This window comes from Paenibacillus sp. PvR133 (assembly GCF_017833155.1).
In the GTDB taxonomy this organism is placed as follows: Bacteria; Bacillota; Bacilli; order Paenibacillales; family Paenibacillaceae; genus Paenibacillus; species Paenibacillus polymyxa_B.
This window is the reverse complement of record NZ_JAFIBS010000001.1, coordinates 5,211,946-5,229,558: the sequence shown is the minus strand read 5'-3', so window position 1 is coordinate 5,229,558 and position 17,613 is coordinate 5,211,946. Positions and strand designations below refer to the sequence as shown.

Below are 17,613 nucleotides of genomic sequence, written 5' to 3'. Positions count from 1 at the left end.
TTTTCTGTTTTTTGAATCTCTATACATAAATACGGTATTAATACGATGAATAATGAGATTTTTCGCAAAAAAGTGTAAACGGTTTGCATTTGCTGCAGTAAACTAAACTGTTGTAATAAATCTTGTTTATTGAAAATACTGATCTGACTTGACAATGATCAGGTCGGTTTGGTATTTTTGTATTATCGGTTAGCACTCATCGCGAACGAGTGCTAATGATTCCATTTAACAATCATGCTATTATGGATAAACAACAAGGGGGGATTCGCTTGTTAACCGAACGTCAGAGGCTCATTCTGAATGCGATTATTGATGACTACATTCGTTCGGCTGAGCCAGTGGGTTCCCGCAGCATATCCAAAAGGCAGGATGTCGGATTCAGCCCGGCCACGATCCGTAATGAAATGTCGGATTTGGAGGAACAGGGCTATCTGGAGCAACCTCATACTTCTGCGGGACGCATCCCGTCTCATAAAGGCTATCGTTATTATGTGGACCATCTGGTGCCACTGAATACACTGAAGCCTATGGAAATGCGGGAACTGAAAGCCTTTTACGCCGAAAAGCTGAATGTAATGGAGCAAGTGATCCAGCATGCGTCAGGCATTTTGTCCCATATGACCAATTATACTTCCATCCTGCTTGGGCCGGAGGTTTTTCATACTTCATTGCGTCATTTTCAGCTGCTGCCGCTCAACGAAACGACGGCTGTAGCGATTATCGTGACCAATACCGGTCAGGTGGAGAATAAAACGGTAGATATTCCACCGGGAATTTCGATTTCCGAGATGGAGAAGGTTGTGAATTTACTGAACAGCAAGCTGGTCGGTGTGCCGATTTATCAGCTTAAATCACGCCTTTACACCGCACTTGGTCAGGAGATGGAGAAGCATGTGTCTCATTTTGAGGACGCTATGAAGGTGCTGGATAAAGCACTGGATAATGAATCGGATCAGCGCTTGTATTTGAGCGGTGCGACGAACATGCTCAATCAACCTGAATTTAAAGATGTAGAAAAGGTTAAACATATTCTCGATCTGCTGGAGGAAACACCAACGCTGCTTAAACTAATGACACCTGTTGCCGGGGCACCTGAAATTCAAGTCCGCATCGGCACTGAAAATGATCATGAGGCGTTTGCCAATTGCAGCCTGATTACTGCTACGTATGCAGTAGACGGAGAAGCGTTGGGCACTATAGGCATACTGGGTCCGACACGGATGGAATATGCGAGAGTTATTAATATTTTGGGTATCCTGTCTAAGGATTTGACCGCAATGCTAACGCAACGGTTTAAATAGAACAAGACCGCATAGGTTGCGGTACTACATGTTCCGCGCCGGGATACGGTTTGTATCCTGCGCGGGTGCATTGTTGCGTGTTTTTGTAAAGGTAGTTATGACTTGAAGGAGGTGAAACATTTTGAAGGAAGAACAAGCGTTCCAAGAAGAAAAACAACAAAATGTAAGCACAGAGGAAGCCGCCGAAACGAGCCAGCAGGAAGAGCCGGTTAATGAAGCGGCAGCACTGGAAGACCAAGAAAGCGAAACAGAGCTGACTAAGCTTCGCGCACAGGCGGAAGAGCATCAACAGCGGTTTTTACGCGCTCAGGCGGATTTTGATAATTTTCGCCGTCGTACGCTGAAAGAAAAAGAAGACCTTGCCAAATATGCATCTATGAAGCTGGTTACCGAGTTGGTGCCTGTTTTGGATAACTTCGAGCGTGCGCTGGCAACAGCACCGCAAGGAGCGGAGTCTGAGTCATTCAGCAAAGGCGTGGAAATGATTTTCCGCCAGTTTGAGAGTGTGCTTCAGGCAGAGGGTGTAACGGCCATGAATTCGGTGGGACAACCGTTTAATCCGGATTTCCATCAGGCTATTATGCAGGTGGAGAGCGAAGAGCATGAGGAAGGCATCGTCGTTGAAGAGGTACAAAAAGGATACATGCTGAAGGACAAGGTGCTTCGTCCAGCGATGGTAAAAGTGAGCATGTAGCTTTTTCAATATACATTAGAAATACATCATTTTGATTCAACCATTCTGGCCTGCGGGCCTCGTATATACAGAAGGAGGAATTGTCCGATGAGCAAAGTAATCGGTATTGACTTAGGTACAACCAACTCTTGTGTGGCTGTTATGGAGGGCGGCGAAGCGGTCGTTATTCCAAATCCGGAAGGCGCACGCACAACCCCTTCCGTTGTTGGTTTCAAAAAAGATGGAGAACGTACTGTAGGGGAAACGGCAAAACGCCAAGCAATTACGAACCCGGATCGTACAATTATGTCCATCAAGCGTCACATGGGTACAAACCATAAAGAAAGCATTGACGGCAAGGAATATTCCGCACAGGAAATTTCCGCTATGATTTTGCAAAAGCTGAAATCCGATGCTGAAGCTTACCTGGGACAAACGGTTACTCAAGCTGTTATTACTGTTCCAGCTTACTTCAATGATGGTCAACGTCAAGCAACCAAGGATGCAGGTAAAATTGCTGGTCTGGAAGTTCTGCGGATTGTCAACGAGCCAACCGCAGCTGCATTGGCATACGGTATGGAAAAATCCGAAGACCAAACGATCCTCGTGTATGACTTGGGTGGCGGTACATTCGACGTATCCATTCTGGAACTGGGCGACGGTTTCTTCGAAGTTAAAGCAACAAGCGGCGATAACAAGCTGGGTGGCGATGACTTTGACCAAGTGATTATTGATTACCTCGTAAATGAGTTCAAAAAAGATCAAGGCATCGACCTGAGCAAAGATAAAGCTGCTGTACAACGTCTGAAAGATGCAGCGGAAAAAGCGAAAAAAGAACTGTCCGGCGTACTGACAACGACGATTTCTTTGCCGTTTATCACAGTAGCTGATGGCGTTCCACAGCATTTGGAGTTGAACCTGACTCGTGCGAAATTTGAAGAATTGTCTGAAGGTCTGGTAGAACGTACATTGGGACCTACTCGTCAAGCAATGAAAGATGCAGGCATGAGTGCCAGCGACATCGACAAAATCGTTCTGGTCGGCGGTTCCACACGTATTCCGGCTGTACAAGAAGCAATCAAAAAGCTGACAGGTAAAGAGCCACACAAAGGCGTAAACCCTGATGAAGTGGTAGCTTTGGGCGCGGCAGTTCAAGCGGGTGTACTGACTGGTGATGTGAAAGACGTCGTTCTCCTTGACGTAACTCCACTGTCCCTCGGTATTGAAACCGCAGGTGGCGTGTTTACTAAAATGATTGATCGTAACACGACGATCCCTACGAGCAAATCGCAGGTATTCTCGACATATGCCGACAATCAGCCTAGCGTAGAAATTCACGTGTTGCAAGGTGAACGTGAAATGGCAGCAGGCAACAAAACACTGGGTCGTTTCCAATTGGGAGATATCCCTCCAGCACCACGTGGTGTACCACAAATCGAAGTTACCTTTGATCTGGATGCGAACGGTATCGTGAACGTATCCGCTACAGATAAAGGCACAGGCAAAAGCCAAAAAATTACGATCACATCTTCCAGCGGCTTGAGCGACGAGGAAGTAGAACGTATGATGAAGGATGCCGAGTTGCATGCGGAAGAAGATAAAAAACGCAAAGATTTGGTAGAAGCGAAAAATGCTGCGGATCAACTGATCTACTCTGTAGACAAAACGATTAAAGATCTGGGCGAAAAAGCGGATGCAGGCGAAGTCGAAAAAGCAAATGCAGCTAAAGAAAATCTGCAAAAAACGCTGGAAACCGACAACCTGGAAGACATCAAAAAAGCTACTGAAGAACTGACTGAAATCGTTCAGCAATTGTCTGTGAAGCTATATGAGCAAGCTGCTCAAGAAGCACAGGCTCAACAAGCTCAAGATGGCGCAGCAGACAGCAAAGGCCGCGACAATGTGGTTGACGCGGACTATGAAGTTGTTGACGAAGACCAGAAGAAAGACTAAGCTACGGATCGGGTAGTGGTAGCTTTACGGTACACCGATGCGTTATGATATACTGAATAGTAATTGCAGCGTAGCTGCCTTGATAAATAACAATTAGCCGAAGGGTAACAGTTATTTCCAAGATAAATAAGCATATTACGGGTTGTACTGCCTTGAAATGATGGGAAGGTCAAAGCCGGGTCATCCCGTGCCTTTGGCTTTCCTTTTATATGTAGTGCAGACACGTTGTAGGCATGGGGGTGGAACATTGGCTGATAAGCGTGATTATTATGAGGTGCTGGGCGTCGCGAAGGGCGCTTCGGATGAAGAAGTCAAAAAGGCTTACCGTAAGCTTGCGCGTCAGTATCATCCGGACGTGAACAAGGCTGCGGACGCGGAAACTAAATTTAAAGAAGTGAAAGAAGCTTACGATGTTCTCAGCGATGGTCAGAAGCGGGCAAGATACGATCAGTATGGTCATGTAGACCCGAACCAGGGCATGGGAGGCGGCTTCGGTGGTGGCGCCGACTTCGGTGGCGGGTTTGGCGATATTTTTGATATGTTCTTTGGTGGCGGCGGCAATGGTCGACGTGATCCGAATGCACCGCAGCGTGGGAACGATCTTCAATATACGATGACGATTGAATTCAAGGAAGCGGTGTTCGGTAAAGAAACCGACATTCATATTGAACGTACGGAAACATGTGATACGTGTCACGGTACGGGAGCCAAAGCGGGTACTCAACCACAAACCTGCTCCGTCTGCCACGGCAGCGGACAGGAAGAAGTGGTGCAGAATACACCGTTTGGTCGCATGGTTAATCGACGCGCCTGCTCCAATTGCGGCGGTTCCGGTAAAATCATTAAAGAAAAATGTACGACTTGTAGCGGTTCGGGTCGGGTACGCAAGCAACGTAAAATTCATATCCGCATTCCAGCGGGTGTAGATGACGGCGCACAAATGCGTATTAACGGTGAAGGCGAAGGCGGTGTCAACGGAGGACCGGCAGGTGACTTGTACGTCGTGTTCCGTGTGAAATCGCACGACTTCTTTGAGCGTGAGGGAGACGATATCTACTGTGAAATTCCGCTGACGTTCTCACAGGCAGCATTGGGAGATGAAGTCGAGATCCCAACGTTGACCGAGAAAGTGAAGCTGAAAGTTCCAGCAGGTACGCAAACAGGTACTTACTTCCGTCTAAAAGGAAAAGGTGTGCCAAAACTGCGTGGCGTAGGTCAGGGTGACCAGCATATTAAGGTCGTTGTGGTAACGCCTAGTAAGCTGAGTGAAGAACAAAAGGATTTGCTGCGTCAATTCTCTTCGCTTAGCGGAGAGCAGACACATGAGAATGAGCAGTCTTTTTTTGACCGTGTGAAGCGCGCCTTCCGAGGCGACTAAGCCCAATTAGGAATCGCGGAGCTTCAACCATGAATCAAAGGAAACTATTCCGCAATTGCGGGATAGTTCCTTTTTTTATATTCACGTAAACACATACATAACCATTTTTGTATAGGCATGTTGAACTGTTGAGATTTAATATCAAGTAGAAAGGGGTGAGTTCCATCGGAAATGTACAGCTCAAGCTACGTCGGGGTAAACCGCTATTAAAGCTCAGAGGCCTAATTACACTGCTAGTATGTCTAGTTATGGCACTTGTGCTTCTGCCTGTAACCCTGTTATTTGCTGAGAGAGTGGAACATGAAACTGAGAAGGGACTGGAAGAAAAGGCAATGTCCATCGCGCGTACACTCGCCCATACGCCGCTTATTGTCGAGCAATTGCAAGGGACGGGTTCGTCTCCTTCCATGCAGGAGTATGTGAAGAGGGTTTCAGCAGCAAATCACATCCAGTTTATCGTGGCTATGGATATGAAGGGAATTCGTAAAACGCACCCGGATGCTAGGATGATCGGCAAAGCTTTTGTCGGCGGAGACGAGTATACTGCACTTCATGGCCATGAGAGCGTGTCCGTTGCGAAGGGAACATTGGGCTTGTCCATGCGAGCCTTTTCCCCCGTGTTCAGTTTAACGGGGAAACAGGTAGGGGCGATTGTTGTTGGTATATCCATGCAAGATGTACAGATGGCTCAGGAAGGCAACAACCGTCTTATTGCTATCGCCATTGGCACTGGAATGTTGATTGGCACTGGAGGTGCGGTTGTGCTGGCTCGTAAAATCAAAAATATGCTAGTCGGACTGGAGCCGCCGGAAATCGCACGCTTGCTGGAGGAACGCAGCGCTATGTTGCAATCCATCAAGGAAGGGGTTATTGCAGTAGATGAATTCGGTCGCGTCATGCTGATGAATGCAGAAGCGATACGTCTGCTTAGGCAAGCGGGAATTGAAGATTTCTCATTCTCCGGACAGGAGATTACCGTTTATTTATCCGCTTTTCGATTGCAAGAGGTCTTGGAAGCGAGTACTCCACAGATGGATGAGGAAATGGAGCTGGGTGGAATAACCTTGCTGACCACCAGTGTTCCGATACGGGTCAAAGGGGAAATTGTGGGAGCAATTGTAACCTTTCGGGATAAAACGGAGATGAACCAGCTTGCGGAACGTTTGACAGGAGTGTCCCTGTACACGGAAGCACTACGTGCGCAGGCTCATGAATTTATGAACAAGCTGCATGTCATTATGGGGATGGTACACTTGCGAATGTACGATAAACTGGAGCATTACATTATGGATGCCGTCGAGCATCATCAAGTGGAAATTGGCTCCATCACCCGGCAGATCAGGGACCCAGTTATGGCAGGGTTTGTGTTGGGGAAATTAAGCCGGGCCAGAGAAGTAGGGGTGATTTTTGAACTGACTCCAGGTAGTTACTTGCCCGAATCCAGTCAAACTCAGACGACGCATGAACTGATTACTATTCTTGGCAATCTGTTTGATAATGCGGTGGAGGCGATGGAATCTTTGGAGCACAAACGGATTACCCTTTCACTTTATTATGAGGAAAGCCAGAAGAACGGCTATCTGACCTGTATCATGTGCGATAATGGTCCGGGTATACCGGAAGGGCTTGTGAAGGCTATATTTGAAAAAGGTTTTTCGACCAAGGGAGAGTCACGAGGGATGGGTCTTTATCTGGTGACGCAAAGTGTGAAAAGATTACAGGGAAGCATAAAGTTGATCCCAGCCGAGCAAGGGTGCTGTTTTCAGATTACGATTCCATACATTATAGCGGGGAATGATGAACATGATTAATGTCCTGATTGTAGAAGATGATCCGATGGTTGCGGAATTTAACCGCAAATATATGGAGCAGGTGGAAGGTTTTCGATGTGGGGGTTGGGCTTCTTCTGTGGAAGAGGCTAAGAAATATATAGCTGAACAAGCCATTGATTTGATATTGCTAGATGTGTATATGCAGGAAAGCAATGGCCTCGATTTACTGTCATTCATACGGGAGACAGGTGTAAATATAGATGTCATTGTCATCTCGGCTGCAAGTGACATGAACAGTGTCAAAAAAGCGATGAACTTCGGCGCGGTGGATTACTTGATTAAGCCGTTCCACTTTAACCGTTTTTTGGAGGCCCTCACGGGGTACCGAGAGCACATTAGCATCGTGCGTGAGCGCAGCCTACTTTCGCAGGAAGAACTGGACCGACTGATTTATCATAAAAGCTTGACTAAAGAATTGGCACGTTTGCCCAAAGGCATAACTAAATCCACGCTGGCTATGATATGGAATTGTATCCAGCAGCATAATAAGGTGCTATTTTCCACCGAGGATATTGCGGAAAGTGCAGGAATATCCAGGGTGTCTATGCGCAAGTACCTGGCTTTTATGACAGAGATTGAGGCTCTTTCCATGGAAACCATATACGGTACCATAGGGCGTCCTGTTTACCAATACCGAATATTGCCACAGTCAGAAGGCATCATGAATAGTTTTATTTAAATCTTCTTTCTGATTACTTTAATTACAAAAGTGAATGATTAGTTTTAAAACCAAATAAAGCGTTTTCCAAGGTGTAGAATGGAAACATGATCATCATTCTTCACTTTATGGAGGGAGATTTATGGAAAATGCTACGAATCAGCCTGTCATTCAAAAGGGGCAAAGATGGAGTAAAAATTTTGTAGATGGCATCAGAATGCTGGGTAGGGTAAAGGTGGGGGTTATTCCTCTTCCACTCTATGCCGTGATCGCGCTAATTGTTTATGCAGCTGCAATTACTGAAAGACTTCCGAACGATCTGTTGGGCGGGTTTGCCGTCATCATGATTTTAGGTATACTTCTCAGTGATTTAGGGGCCAAACTTCCGTTGCTTAAGCATATTGGCGGGCCGGCCATTTTATCTCTTATGGTTCCATCGTTAATGGTATTTTGGAATATGTTCAGCCCATCTGCGATGGGTGCTGTACACACGCTTATGAAAACCTCGAATTTTCTTTACTTCTACATCGCATGTCTAGTAACGGGAAGTATTCTTGGCATGGATCGGAAAATGCTGATGAACGGAATTGTCAAAATTTTTGCCCCCATTATTATAGGATCTATTGCAGCTGTTGCCGTGGGGATGGTGGTGGGGATGGCTTTTGGCTATAGCGCCTATCATACATTTTTTTTCATCATCATTCCGATTATCTCCGGTGGGATTGGGGAAGGCATTTTACCGTTGTCCATTTCGTATGGATTGGTGCTGGGCAAGGATTCCGCAGTATTCGTATCCCAGTTTATCCCGGCTGCAATTATCGGGAACATTGTTGCAATCATAGGTGCTGGTGTTCTGAAGAGATTAGCAGAGAAAAATCCGAAAACTTCAGGTAACGGGAGATTATTAAAACTGGAGAAAGATGCAGATAAGTTAGCTCCGGCAAGTTTGGAGCAATCGATTTCTTTTCCATTGATGGGAGGAGGTCTGCTGTTAGCTTGCACTTTCTTTATTGTGGGTAAGTTGCTGGAGCCGTATCTCCATATTCCAGGCCCGATCCTCATGATTCTGGCGGCGGCATTAATTAAGTGTATTCAGATCATGCCGAACACATTGGAGCAGGGAGCTTTTCACTTGTACAAATGTATAACGGCAAGTCTGACGTGGCCCTTGATGGTGGGATTGGGTATTTTGTATGTACCTTTGGATAGTGTAGTTGGGATTTTAACGGTTCCTTATGCCATCACCTGCGCATCTGTTGTAGTTGCATTGATTGTTACCGGATACTTCACAGGAAAATGGATTCACATGTATCCCGTAGAAGCTGCTTTAGTGACTAGCTGTCGCGGTGGATTAGGGGGCACGGGAGATGTAGCCATTCTGTCTGCGTCCAATCGGATGGAACTGATGCCTTTTGCGCAAATTGCAACACGTATTGGAGGGGCAGGCACGGTCATTTTAGCAACTTTGTTACTCCAATTATGGAGCTGATGAGTTTTATACACAGGACTGAGATTCATTCCAAATAGAGACATGGAAGGACGGAGAAAAATATGAGCAGTTTAATAGATGAAATTAGAGAATTACACGCAGGTGGCAAAATGGAGACCTTACCAAAGAAGCCAATTGAAACGATGGAGGGGCTGTCCAAAGTTTATACGCCGGGTGTAGCTGAAATCTGTATGGAAATCGCCAATGACCCAGCCAAAGCGTATCAATTAACGATCAAAAAGAATACAGTAGCAGTCGTATCAGACGGAACTGCGGTACTTGGATTAGGAGATATCGGACCGGAGGCGGCTATGCCTGTGATGGAGGGTAAAGCAGTGTTGTTCAAACAATTTGCAGGTGTTGACGCCTTCCCAATCTGTCTCAACACGAAGGACGCTGATGAAATTGTTCAAATTGTCAAAATGATTGCTCCTGCCTTTGGCGGCATTAATTTGGAAGATATATCTTCGCCACGCTGTTTTGAAATCGAGAGACGGTTGAAGCAGGAACTGGACATTCCAGTATTTCATGATGATCAGCATGGTACGGCAGTCGTTGTATTAGCGGGTCTGGTCAATGCATTAAAGGTATGTGGCAAAAAAATGGAGGATGTCAAAGTTGTATTTGCAGGGATCGGTGCGGCGGGTATGGCCTGCTCCCGTATGCTGCTTAAGGCAGGTGTACGCAATCTGATTGGCGTTGATCGACAGGGAGCTATTCATCGTGACGTGGAGTACAGTAACCCGCATTGGACAGAGTATGCGAACATGACTAATCCGCACAATTTAAGTGGAAGTTTATCCGATGTGATTGTGGGAGCTGATGTATTCATCGGTGTGTCAGGCCCGAATATACTGACTGTGGAGGATATACAGAGCATGGCAACTGATCCTATTGTGTTCGCCATGGCGAATCCGAAGCCGGAAATTGATCCGGCTGTAGCCGCACCTCATGTACGTGTGCTTGCTACTGGCCGCTCCGATTTTCCAAATCAAATTAACAATGTGCTATGCTTCCCGGGAATTTTCCGGGGTGCTCTAGATTGCCATGCTACGACGATTAATGAGGAAATGAAACTAGCTGCCGGACTTGCTATCGCTGATGCGATCTGTCCTGAGGAGCTAAGTGAAACTTATATCATACCGAATGTTTTTAATCCGAAGGTGGTTCAAAAGGTACGGGATGCTGTCATTCGTGCTGCATGGGAGACAGGAGTGGCCAAGTCAGGTGAAGCTCCGGCTGCTACTTTACACCCGTAAAAGTTATATTCTTCACAAACTATGGTTCACAGTCTTGGCCTGCTGTTCTCGATACCGCCTGATCCGTCTAGCCTTCGTAGGGAATATAAAATCGTGCCAATGAGCAGGATATAACAAAGCGTAACGCTCTATGCTCTTGAAGAGCAGTTGCGCTCAATACTACACAGGGAGATTTTGAGATGGGCGAAAAAAATATTTTGGCGTATTTCAAAAGTCCTGAGGAAGCACAGGGAGCCGCTAGAAAACTGGAAGCTCTCCGGGTAGCCGATGTGTCGATAGACCGATTTAGCCGGTATCCGCGGCAGTCTACTGGCAACGCCGGATTGCCTGTATTTTCAGGACAGATTAGCAGCTTGTCCTCACTGACACAGGGCGTGGACTTTACAGATGCAACTCCAGCAATACTGGCTGCAGCTGATCCGTCCGCCAGTGGCATGAGTGATGGAGGACAGGGCGGACCGACGGGCCGTGATATTTTGTTGACTGCTGTGGTGGATGAATCCATTCATCATCAGGCGATGTCCATCGTGGAACAAGCGGGTGGAATGCTGTGAAAAGTTTGGAAGGAGTGGTGACCGATGTCCAAAAACAAACGGTTTGATAAAGTGCTGACCAAAACGGAGAAAATCAAACGCATGCAATCTGCTAAAAATGAAGATGTAGAGTTCTCGGCAGATCAGGCAGATGCTGAGGATCTAGAAGCGATGCGGCGTAGCGAAGTAGCTGACCGTCGTCAGCAGCGTATCATAATCGACAATGAGTAGAATTTAATAAGACGGGTTATCTCCATTAATAAGGATGATTTGTGGGATAGCCCGTCTTATTTGTGTTCTTTCCTTTTTCTATTCATTATCCGCTGTATGCTGTTGCACTAAAAACAAGAGGACCGGCGACGAAAGCAGTAGTCGCAGGCGTTTGATTTTCAATAATCAGTTGGTAGTTTTGTACGCCCAGAGGCGCAACGTCTACCGTTTCGACATTAAGAATAATATTGTTATCGAAGACATTGGATTCCAGTCCGTAATAAATTTCCTTGCCGGCTCTCCAAATCCGTACAAGCACTCTAATGTTGCCGGCACCGACAAAACGTAGTCCAATCGAGGCTTTTAACTCTACTCGGTTGTTGACAGCTCCAGAAATAGCAGGATCAATAAATACAGACGTCGTAGCAATTCCAAGTCCGGCTGGAGAAATCGGAACAGGAAGATTTATACCATTAGTGATAGGTGTAATAACACTGGCATTATAATCTAACACCGTCTTTGCCATACTAAATCACTCCTTTTCTAGTATATTGTATTGTATGTACTAGAGTTAAGGGTGCTTGGACTAAAAGAGTGGACAACATATACAAGTCTACAAAAAATATTTTGAACTTCGATAATATTAGCTTTTTTGAACTCCTGTGCATGTATATAGTACAATGTAATGTATGCATGTGAAATGAGGAGGAAATGAAAACCATGTTGTGGAATGAAATTACAATACATACAACCGAAGAAGCCATCGAAATGATTTCGAATTTTCTGCACGAAGCAGGTGCAGGAGGGGTTTCCATTGAAGAATCCGGTTCGCTCAACAAGCCGCGGGATACGTCCTATGGACAGTGGTATGATCGGCCTTTGAACGACATACCTGAAGGACAAGCGATCATCAAAGGCTATTTTGCCGAAGAAGTGGATATGGATCGTATTCGTTCGCAGATTGAGCCGCGCGTCGAAGAATTGAGAACTTTCGATATTGATCCTGGTGAGGTTCAGTATGAGCTGAAAACAGTTGATGAGGATGACTGGGCAAATGCTTGGAAGCAATATTTCAAGCCTTTGCGTGTGTCGGACCGTCTGACGATTAAACCCACTTGGGAAGACTATGAGCCTGCGAGTGAAGAGGAAAAAATCATTGAGCTGGACCCTGGTATGGCCTTTGGGACCGGAACGCATCCTACGACATCCCTTTGTCTGAGAACGCTGGAGTCTGTGATTAAGGGTGGAGAAGAAGTTATTGATGTCGGCACGGGTTCCGGTATTTTGGCCATTGGAGCTGTAAAGCTGGGAGCGAAGCATGTACTTGCCTTGGATTTGGACCCGGTGGCAGTATCCAGTGCGCGGGAAAATACGCGTTTGAACGGACTGGAGGAACGCATCACCATTAAAGAAAGTGATTTGCTATCTGTGCTTAATGCAAGCGATCCAACGCTGGGTATCCAGTTACCGGTCAAGCTAGTGGTAGCTAATATATTGGCAGAGATTATTCTGCTGTTCATTGATGATGTATATAAAGCCCTGGAACCAGGTGGTATTTATATTGCTTCAGGGATTTGGAAGAACAAAGAAGAGGTTGTCGAAACTGCTTTGAAAGCAGCTGGCTTTGAGATTGCCGAAATAAGCCGGGATGAAGATTGGCTGGCGTTTGTGGCGAGAAAGAGGTAAGTATGGATTTTCTACAAAATATTTTTCGTGTAAATTTAAATGTTCTTCCCTTTTATTTACTGGCTGTGATCATATCGTTCACGGTTCATGAGTTTGCACATGCGTATTATGCCAATAAATTTGGTGACCCTACGGCCAAGCTACTTGGGCGCGTGACTTTAAATCCGGCAGTGCATATTGACCTGCTGGGTACGCTGCTGCTGTTGATCGGAGGCTTTGGCTGGGCCAAGCCAGTTCCGGTTAATCGTGACAATTTTAGCCGTCCGCGCCTCATGGGCATTATCGTATCGGCTGCGGGTCCGCTGAGCAATCTGCTGCTTGCATTTGTTACTACTTTGATCTATGCCGTGCTCCTTCATTTTCAAGTATTGCCGGGGATGGAGAACCAACGGGTAGCTCAAGCAATCTATTTGTTTATCAATGCTCTGATCAATTTAAATCTATTTTTGTTTATCTTTAATTTGATCCCACTGCCTCCACTGGATGGATACCGGATTGTGGAAGATGTGGCCCCCACTCCTGTACGCCGTAAGCTTCAGCAATTTGAACAGTGGTCGATCTTTATTTTTCTGCTTATCCTGGTCATTCCGCAGGTTCGAGCTGTAACAATTGAACCTCTTTACACGCTGGCCCAGATGATTTATATACAGTTTTTGCAGTTCTCTTTTTATATCACTGGATTGTTTGGAGCCTAAGGGCTCCTTTTTTTACGAGAATAGGTAGGTATAACCTGAATAGAAGAGGGAACAGACTGGTCATACAGGCGCAAAAGATGATATGATGTTGCTTGGTGATTTATTCGGATTTTGTACGGAACGTTAGTGGATAACAGTTATTTTTAGAATGAGGATTTTGCAAAATCCAGGAATAGGTGTGAGAGAGAATGCAGCGTTATTTTATTCCGGCAGAGCAATTTCTAGAAGATCACGTGATTGTCGCGGGTGAGGACGCGCGGCATATCGCTAAAGTCATGCGGGGCCGTAGTGGTGACAAAATTATAGTTAGTGACGGGATGTCTAGGGAAGCGCTGGCTGCATTGGATACGATTGAGCAGGATCATGTTACGGCGACGATTATTGAGCCGCTGAAGATGACCTCTGAACCGCATGTGCAGGTCACTATCGCTCAGAGTCTTCCTAAAGGAGACAAGATGGAGACGGTGATGCAAAAATGTACAGAAATCGGAGCAACCGGGTTTGTACCGTTTTTGTCCGAGCGTACGGTCGTGCAGTATGATGCCAAAAAAGAAGGCAAGCGACTGGAGCGTTGGCGCAAGATTGTGAAGGAAGCGGCTGAACAAAGCCACCGTAACCGGATTCCAGAAATTAGCGCGCCCATGACGTGGAAAGAACTTCTGGCTTCTTTTGCTGGGTATGATTTGATATGTTATTGTTATGAAAAAGAGCAGGGTAAACAGCTACGGGATGTAATCCAGCCTTTGGCAGGACAATGGGCGTCGACGGACATGCCGCGTGTTCTGCTGGTGGTAGGCCCGGAAGGCGGCTTTACTGAAGCGGAAAGTCTGGAGGCCGAGCAGGCCGGGGCACAGTCTACAGGACTGGGAAGACGTATTTTGCGTGCGGAGACCGCAGGAATGGCTGCATTGGCATGCATTTTATATGAGACAGGAGAAATGGGAGGGGTTTAATATGCCGTCAGTGGCATTTTACACATTGGGCTGTAAGGTAAACTTTTATGATACAGAAGCGATCTGGCAGCTGTTTAAAAATGAAGGTTATGAACAGGTGGACTTTGATGAGCAGACTGCTGATGTCTATCTTATCAATACATGTACCGTTACGAATACCGGTGATAAAAAGAGTCGTCAGATTATTCGCCGCGCGATTCGCCGGAATCCAGATGCCATTGTGGCAGTGACGGGCTGTTATGCCCAAACTTCTCCTGCCGAAATTATGGATATTCCTGGCGTTGATCTCGTTATCGGGACTCAAGATCGGGACAAAATCATTCCGTTCGTGCAGGAAATTCAAGGGACGCGTCAACCGGTGAACGCCGTGCGCAATATTATGAAAACGCGTGTATTTGAGGAAATGGATGTGCCTGATTTTGCTAATCATACTCGGGCCTTTTTGAAAATTCAGGATGGGTGCAATAACTTCTGTACCTTCTGCATCATTCCGTGGTCGCGGGGTCTATCCCGTAGTCGTGATGCTGCGAGTATTATTGCACAGGCGCGTCAACTGGTACACGCAGGCTACAAGGAAATTGTACTCACAGGTATCCACACTGGCGGTTATGGTGACGACATGGATAATTATGACCTATCTGATCTGTTGTGGGATCTGGAGAAGGTGGAAGGGCTGGAGCGTATCCGTATCAGTTCGATTGAAGCCAGCCAGATTGATGAAAAAATGCTTGATGTACTGAACCGTTCCACCAAGCTGGTTCGTCATTTTCACATACCGCTTCAGGCGGGGGACGACACCGTGTTGAAACGGATGCGTCGCAAGTACACCACAGAAGAGTTTTATAACAAAATGCTTATGATTCGCAAAGCAATGCCGGATGTAGCGATTACAACGGATGTGATTGTCGGCTTCCCTGGGGAGACGGATGAAATGTTCCGCAATGGCTATGAGCTGATGAAAAAAATCGGTTTTTCGGAAATGCACGTGTTCCCATACTCCAAGCGCAGTGGAACTCCTGCGGCGCGTATGGAGGATCAGGTGGACGAAGACGTGAAAAATGCACGAGTGCATGAGCTGATACAACTGTCAGAGCAAATGCAACTGGCGTATGCTGAGAAGTTTGTAGGTCAGGTGCTGGAGGTCATTCCGGAAGTTGCGCCGAAAGGGACCGAAGATAGCGGCATACTCCATGGATATAGTGACAATTATATTCAACTGGCGTTTGAAGGTACTGAGGATCTGGTTGGCAAGGTATGCCGCGTGAAGCTGACGAAGGCAGGTATTAATGAAAGTGAGGGCCAATTGGTCCGCGTACTAGAGAATGGGCTGCAAACAGCTCTGTAAGAACAAAAAAGCCTGAACAGGCAATAGAGATGGCAAACAAGGATTTCGCCTTTCCTTACAGAGAGGACGGAATCCTTGTTGCGCAAGGAAGGGAGATTACAGGATGGCAGCAAAAAAGGAAATTTCCGCAGGCGGCGTTGTGTTTCGCAAACAGGGGGAGCAGCTTGAAATTCAGCTCATTACTGACCGATATGGTAAGGTATCCTTGGCTAAAGGGAAAATGGAGTTGGGAGAAACAATCGAACAGACGGCTTTACGTGAAATTCGCGAGGAAACAGGGTTGAACGGGCGGATTATCCAGCATGTAGATATGATTGCTTATACGTATCAGCATCCAGAATTTGGGGAAGTAGATAAAGAAGTACACTATTATCTCGTAGAGGCACTGGATGGGGTTTTACAGGCACAGATCGAAGAAATTAAAGGAGTTGCGTGGCATACGCCTGAGGAAGCATGGCGTCTCCAGCGCCAGGGTGGATATGACAATAATGATGTCATTTTAAGCAAGGCGCTGTCCATGCTAGGAATTAACGTTTGATTCTGTGGGGAGATATACGATCCTCTAAACGCGTCCACACAGGTAGATAGCAGAGAGGCAAAACCAGCAGAGAGCTAATAACGTTAAACAGAGTTTGGGCATGGGCTACCTTGGCTCCGGGCTCGGTAGATATCCAGGCAGCGGCCATCTCCAGACCAGGGATCAACGGCATAAAGAGCAAGGCTCCGCCTACGTTCAGCAGCACGTGGGACCAGGCCACAAATTTGCCGGACACGCTGCCGCCAACAGCGGCAATCAGGGCGGTTACGCAGGTGCCTACATTGGAGCCGATGACGATGGCGATCCCCACATCGGCTGGCAAGGCTCCCGCAGCGGCAAGGCTAATCGCCATGCCAATGACGGCTGCGCTACTGTGAACCAGCGCGGTCAGACAGGCTCCAGCAGCGAAGGCCCACCACATGTTGGCCGCAGCGTGATCAAGAAACCAGCGGAATAGTCCGGCCTGCTCAATCCAGGGGCCGACTGTTTGCATTACGCGGATACCTGCCAGAATCAGCGAAAATCCAGCAAAGACGAGGCTGATATATTGTACAGCCTGCGGACGGCTAAGCCCATTGGAGCCGGGTGAAGCTCCAGCGGACGCATACTGGCGACTGGGGACAGCTTCACCCCACAGGACGGCAGTGCTCCAGCATAGCAGTGAGCCGCAGAGCAGCGGAACAGCCAGCATGCCAAGCTGGAGCCCCATCAGCTCAGTGGTCAGGCAGGTGCCGATATTGGTGCCGAGAATGATGCCGAGCGTGCGGCCGTAGGTCAACAGCCCGGCGTTGACCAGTCCGATCGTCAGCACCGTTACGGCGGTGCTGCTTTGCAGCAGGGCCGTAATGCCTGAGCTGAACAGCATGCCCCGCCAAGGTGAAACTGTGGCGCGGTTCAGCCAGCGGGTGAGGAAGGGACCGGCCAAATGCCGGAGGGCTGCTTCCATCAGCTTCATCCCGCCCAAAAAAATAAACAGCCCACCGCACAGTGGGAGTATAACATGTATAAACACGGGCATAGCCCCCTTTTCTAGGTGAAAATACTTATGTAACAGCCTATGATCTGTCGGGGACAGCCATGACAAGCATGGCTGAGCTCTTTTTTACGGAA

17 protein-coding genes are annotated in these 17,613 nt (G+C 47.1%); 15 read left to right on the top strand and 2 right to left on the bottom strand.

What is annotated here, in order from left to right:
* Positions 1 to 269 precede the first annotated feature (269 nt).
* The 10 genes from hrcA to JOE49_RS22740 all read left to right on the top strand — a co-directional run bounded on the left by hrcA (position 270) and on the right by JOE49_RS22740 (position 11,307).
* Positions 270 to 1,301: a heat-inducible transcriptional repressor HrcA gene (gene hrcA / locus JOE49_RS22785; RefSeq protein WP_013372178.1), complete on the top strand. Its 1,032-nt coding sequence runs from the start codon at positions 270 to 272 to the stop codon at positions 1,299 to 1,301.
* A gap of 121 nt (positions 1,302 to 1,422) precedes the next feature.
* On the top strand, positions 1,423 to 1,995 hold the full coding sequence (gene grpE / locus JOE49_RS22780; protein ID WP_013311172.1) for a nucleotide exchange factor GrpE: 573 nt from the start codon (positions 1,423 to 1,425) through the stop codon (positions 1,993 to 1,995).
* Positions 1,996 to 2,082: 87 nt separating this feature from the next.
* Positions 2,083 to 3,927 (top strand): molecular chaperone DnaK, encoded by a 1,845-nt coding sequence (dnaK, locus tag JOE49_RS22775; protein WP_023989512.1) that lies wholly within the window; start codon positions 2,083 to 2,085, stop codon positions 3,925 to 3,927.
* 247 nt (positions 3,928 to 4,174) lie between these two features.
* Positions 4,175 to 5,305, top strand: coding sequence for a molecular chaperone DnaJ (gene dnaJ / locus JOE49_RS22770; RefSeq protein ID WP_023989511.1), 1,131 nt, complete (start codon positions 4,175 to 4,177; stop codon positions 5,303 to 5,305).
* 155 nt (positions 5,306 to 5,460) lie between these two features.
* Positions 5,461 to 7,116 carry a DcuS/MalK family sensor histidine kinase gene (gene dcuS, locus JOE49_RS22765; protein ID WP_209942917.1) on the top strand — a complete coding sequence of 552 codons (1,656 nt, stop codon included), beginning with the start codon at positions 5,461 to 5,463 and terminating at the stop codon, positions 7,114 to 7,116.
* Complete coding sequence (dcuR, locus tag JOE49_RS22760) at positions 7,109 to 7,816, top strand: two-component system response regulator DcuR (RefSeq protein WP_023989509.1); 708 nt, start codon at positions 7,109 to 7,111, stop codon at positions 7,814 to 7,816. The genes dcuS and dcuR overlap by 8 nt, the downstream gene beginning before the upstream one ends.
* 121 nt (positions 7,817 to 7,937) lie before the next feature.
* The gene (locus JOE49_RS22755; protein ID WP_023989508.1) at positions 7,938 to 9,284 is read left to right on the top strand and encodes a 2-hydroxycarboxylate transporter family protein; all 1,347 of its coding nucleotides are present in this window, start codon (positions 7,938 to 7,940) and stop codon (positions 9,282 to 9,284) included.
* Between the two features lie 62 nt (positions 9,285 to 9,346).
* On the top strand, positions 9,347 to 10,543 hold the full coding sequence (locus tag JOE49_RS22750; RefSeq protein ID WP_025723348.1) for an NAD(P)-dependent malic enzyme: 1,197 nt from the start codon (positions 9,347 to 9,349) through the stop codon (positions 10,541 to 10,543).
* A 179-nt stretch (positions 10,544 to 10,722) separates the two neighbouring features.
* Positions 10,723 to 11,097 carry a hypothetical protein gene (locus JOE49_RS22745; protein WP_013311164.1) on the top strand — a complete coding sequence of 125 codons (375 nt, stop codon included), beginning with the start codon at positions 10,723 to 10,725 and terminating at the stop codon, positions 11,095 to 11,097.
* Positions 11,098 to 11,121: 24 nt separating this feature from the next.
* The gene (locus JOE49_RS22740) at positions 11,122 to 11,307 is read left to right on the top strand and encodes a YfhD family protein (protein ID WP_209942915.1); all 186 of its coding nucleotides are present in this window, start codon (positions 11,122 to 11,124) and stop codon (positions 11,305 to 11,307) included.
* Positions 11,308 to 11,392: 85 nt separating this feature from the next.
* Here the strand turns inward: JOE49_RS22740 and JOE49_RS22735 are convergent, their stop codons facing one another.
* Positions 11,393 to 11,812 (bottom strand): hypothetical protein, encoded by a 420-nt coding sequence (locus tag JOE49_RS22735; protein ID WP_023989506.1) that lies wholly within the window; start codon positions 11,810 to 11,812, stop codon positions 11,393 to 11,395.
* 194 nt (positions 11,813 to 12,006) lie between these two features.
* On the opposite strand from JOE49_RS22735, the gene prmA reads away from it, so the two are divergent.
* The 5 genes from prmA (at position 12,007) to JOE49_RS22710 (ending at position 16,503) form a co-directional block, all read left to right on the top strand.
* Positions 12,007 to 12,972, top strand: coding sequence for a 50S ribosomal protein L11 methyltransferase (gene prmA / locus JOE49_RS22730; RefSeq protein ID WP_023989505.1), 966 nt, complete (start codon positions 12,007 to 12,009; stop codon positions 12,970 to 12,972).
* Positions 12,973 to 12,974: 2 nt separating this feature from the next.
* Positions 12,975 to 13,667, top strand: coding sequence for a site-2 protease family protein (locus JOE49_RS22725; protein WP_023989504.1), 693 nt, complete (start codon positions 12,975 to 12,977; stop codon positions 13,665 to 13,667).
* Between the two features lie 188 nt (positions 13,668 to 13,855).
* Complete coding sequence (locus tag JOE49_RS22720) at positions 13,856 to 14,620, top strand: 16S rRNA (uracil(1498)-N(3))-methyltransferase (protein ID WP_209942913.1); 765 nt, start codon at positions 13,856 to 13,858, stop codon at positions 14,618 to 14,620.
* A 1-nt stretch (position 14,621) separates the two neighbouring features.
* Positions 14,622 to 15,965, top strand: coding sequence for a tRNA (N(6)-L-threonylcarbamoyladenosine(37)-C(2))-methylthiotransferase MtaB (gene mtaB, locus JOE49_RS22715; RefSeq protein WP_103049601.1), 1,344 nt, complete (start codon positions 14,622 to 14,624; stop codon positions 15,963 to 15,965).
* Between the two features lie 103 nt (positions 15,966 to 16,068).
* Positions 16,069 to 16,503 carry an NUDIX hydrolase gene (locus tag JOE49_RS22710; protein WP_053325794.1) on the top strand — a complete coding sequence of 145 codons (435 nt, stop codon included), beginning with the start codon at positions 16,069 to 16,071 and terminating at the stop codon, positions 16,501 to 16,503.
* Here JOE49_RS22710 and JOE49_RS22705 read toward each other — a convergent pair.
* A complete protein-coding gene (locus JOE49_RS22705; protein WP_209942911.1) occupies positions 16,493 to 17,515 on the bottom strand; it encodes a Na/Pi cotransporter family protein in 1,023 nt (340 codons plus the stop codon). The two genes, JOE49_RS22710 and JOE49_RS22705, sit on opposite strands and share 11 nt — an antisense overlap.
* Positions 17,516 to 17,613: the final 98 nt, after the last annotated feature.

Coding starts and splice junctions, on each gene's coding strand:
- JOE49_RS22740 (WP_209942915.1), top strand. CDS start 11,122: ATGTCCAAAAACAAACGGTTTGATAAAGTGCTGACCAAAACGGAGAAA.
- JOE49_RS22745 (WP_013311164.1), top strand. CDS start 10,723: ATGGGCGAAAAAAATATTTTGGCGTATTTCAAAAGTCCTGAGGAAGCA.
- mtaB (WP_103049601.1), top strand. CDS start 14,622: ATGCCGTCAGTGGCATTTTACACATTGGGCTGTAAGGTAAACTTTTAT.
- prmA (WP_023989505.1), top strand. CDS start 12,007: ATGTTGTGGAATGAAATTACAATACATACAACCGAAGAAGCCATCGAA.
- JOE49_RS22755 (WP_023989508.1), top strand. CDS start 7,938: ATGGAAAATGCTACGAATCAGCCTGTCATTCAAAAGGGGCAAAGATGG.
- JOE49_RS22750 (WP_025723348.1), top strand. CDS start 9,347: ATGAGCAGTTTAATAGATGAAATTAGAGAATTACACGCAGGTGGCAAA.
- JOE49_RS22735 (WP_023989506.1), bottom strand. CDS start 11,812: ATGGCAAAGACGGTGTTAGATTATAATGCCAGTGTTATTACACCTATC.
- JOE49_RS22725 (WP_023989504.1), top strand. CDS start 12,975: ATGGATTTTCTACAAAATATTTTTCGTGTAAATTTAAATGTTCTTCCC.
- dnaK (WP_023989512.1), top strand. CDS start 2,083: ATGAGCAAAGTAATCGGTATTGACTTAGGTACAACCAACTCTTGTGTG.
- dcuR (WP_023989509.1), top strand. CDS start 7,109: ATGATTAATGTCCTGATTGTAGAAGATGATCCGATGGTTGCGGAATTT.
- JOE49_RS22720 (WP_209942913.1), top strand. CDS start 13,856: ATGCAGCGTTATTTTATTCCGGCAGAGCAATTTCTAGAAGATCACGTG.
- JOE49_RS22710 (WP_053325794.1), top strand. CDS start 16,069: ATGGCAGCAAAAAAGGAAATTTCCGCAGGCGGCGTTGTGTTTCGCAAA.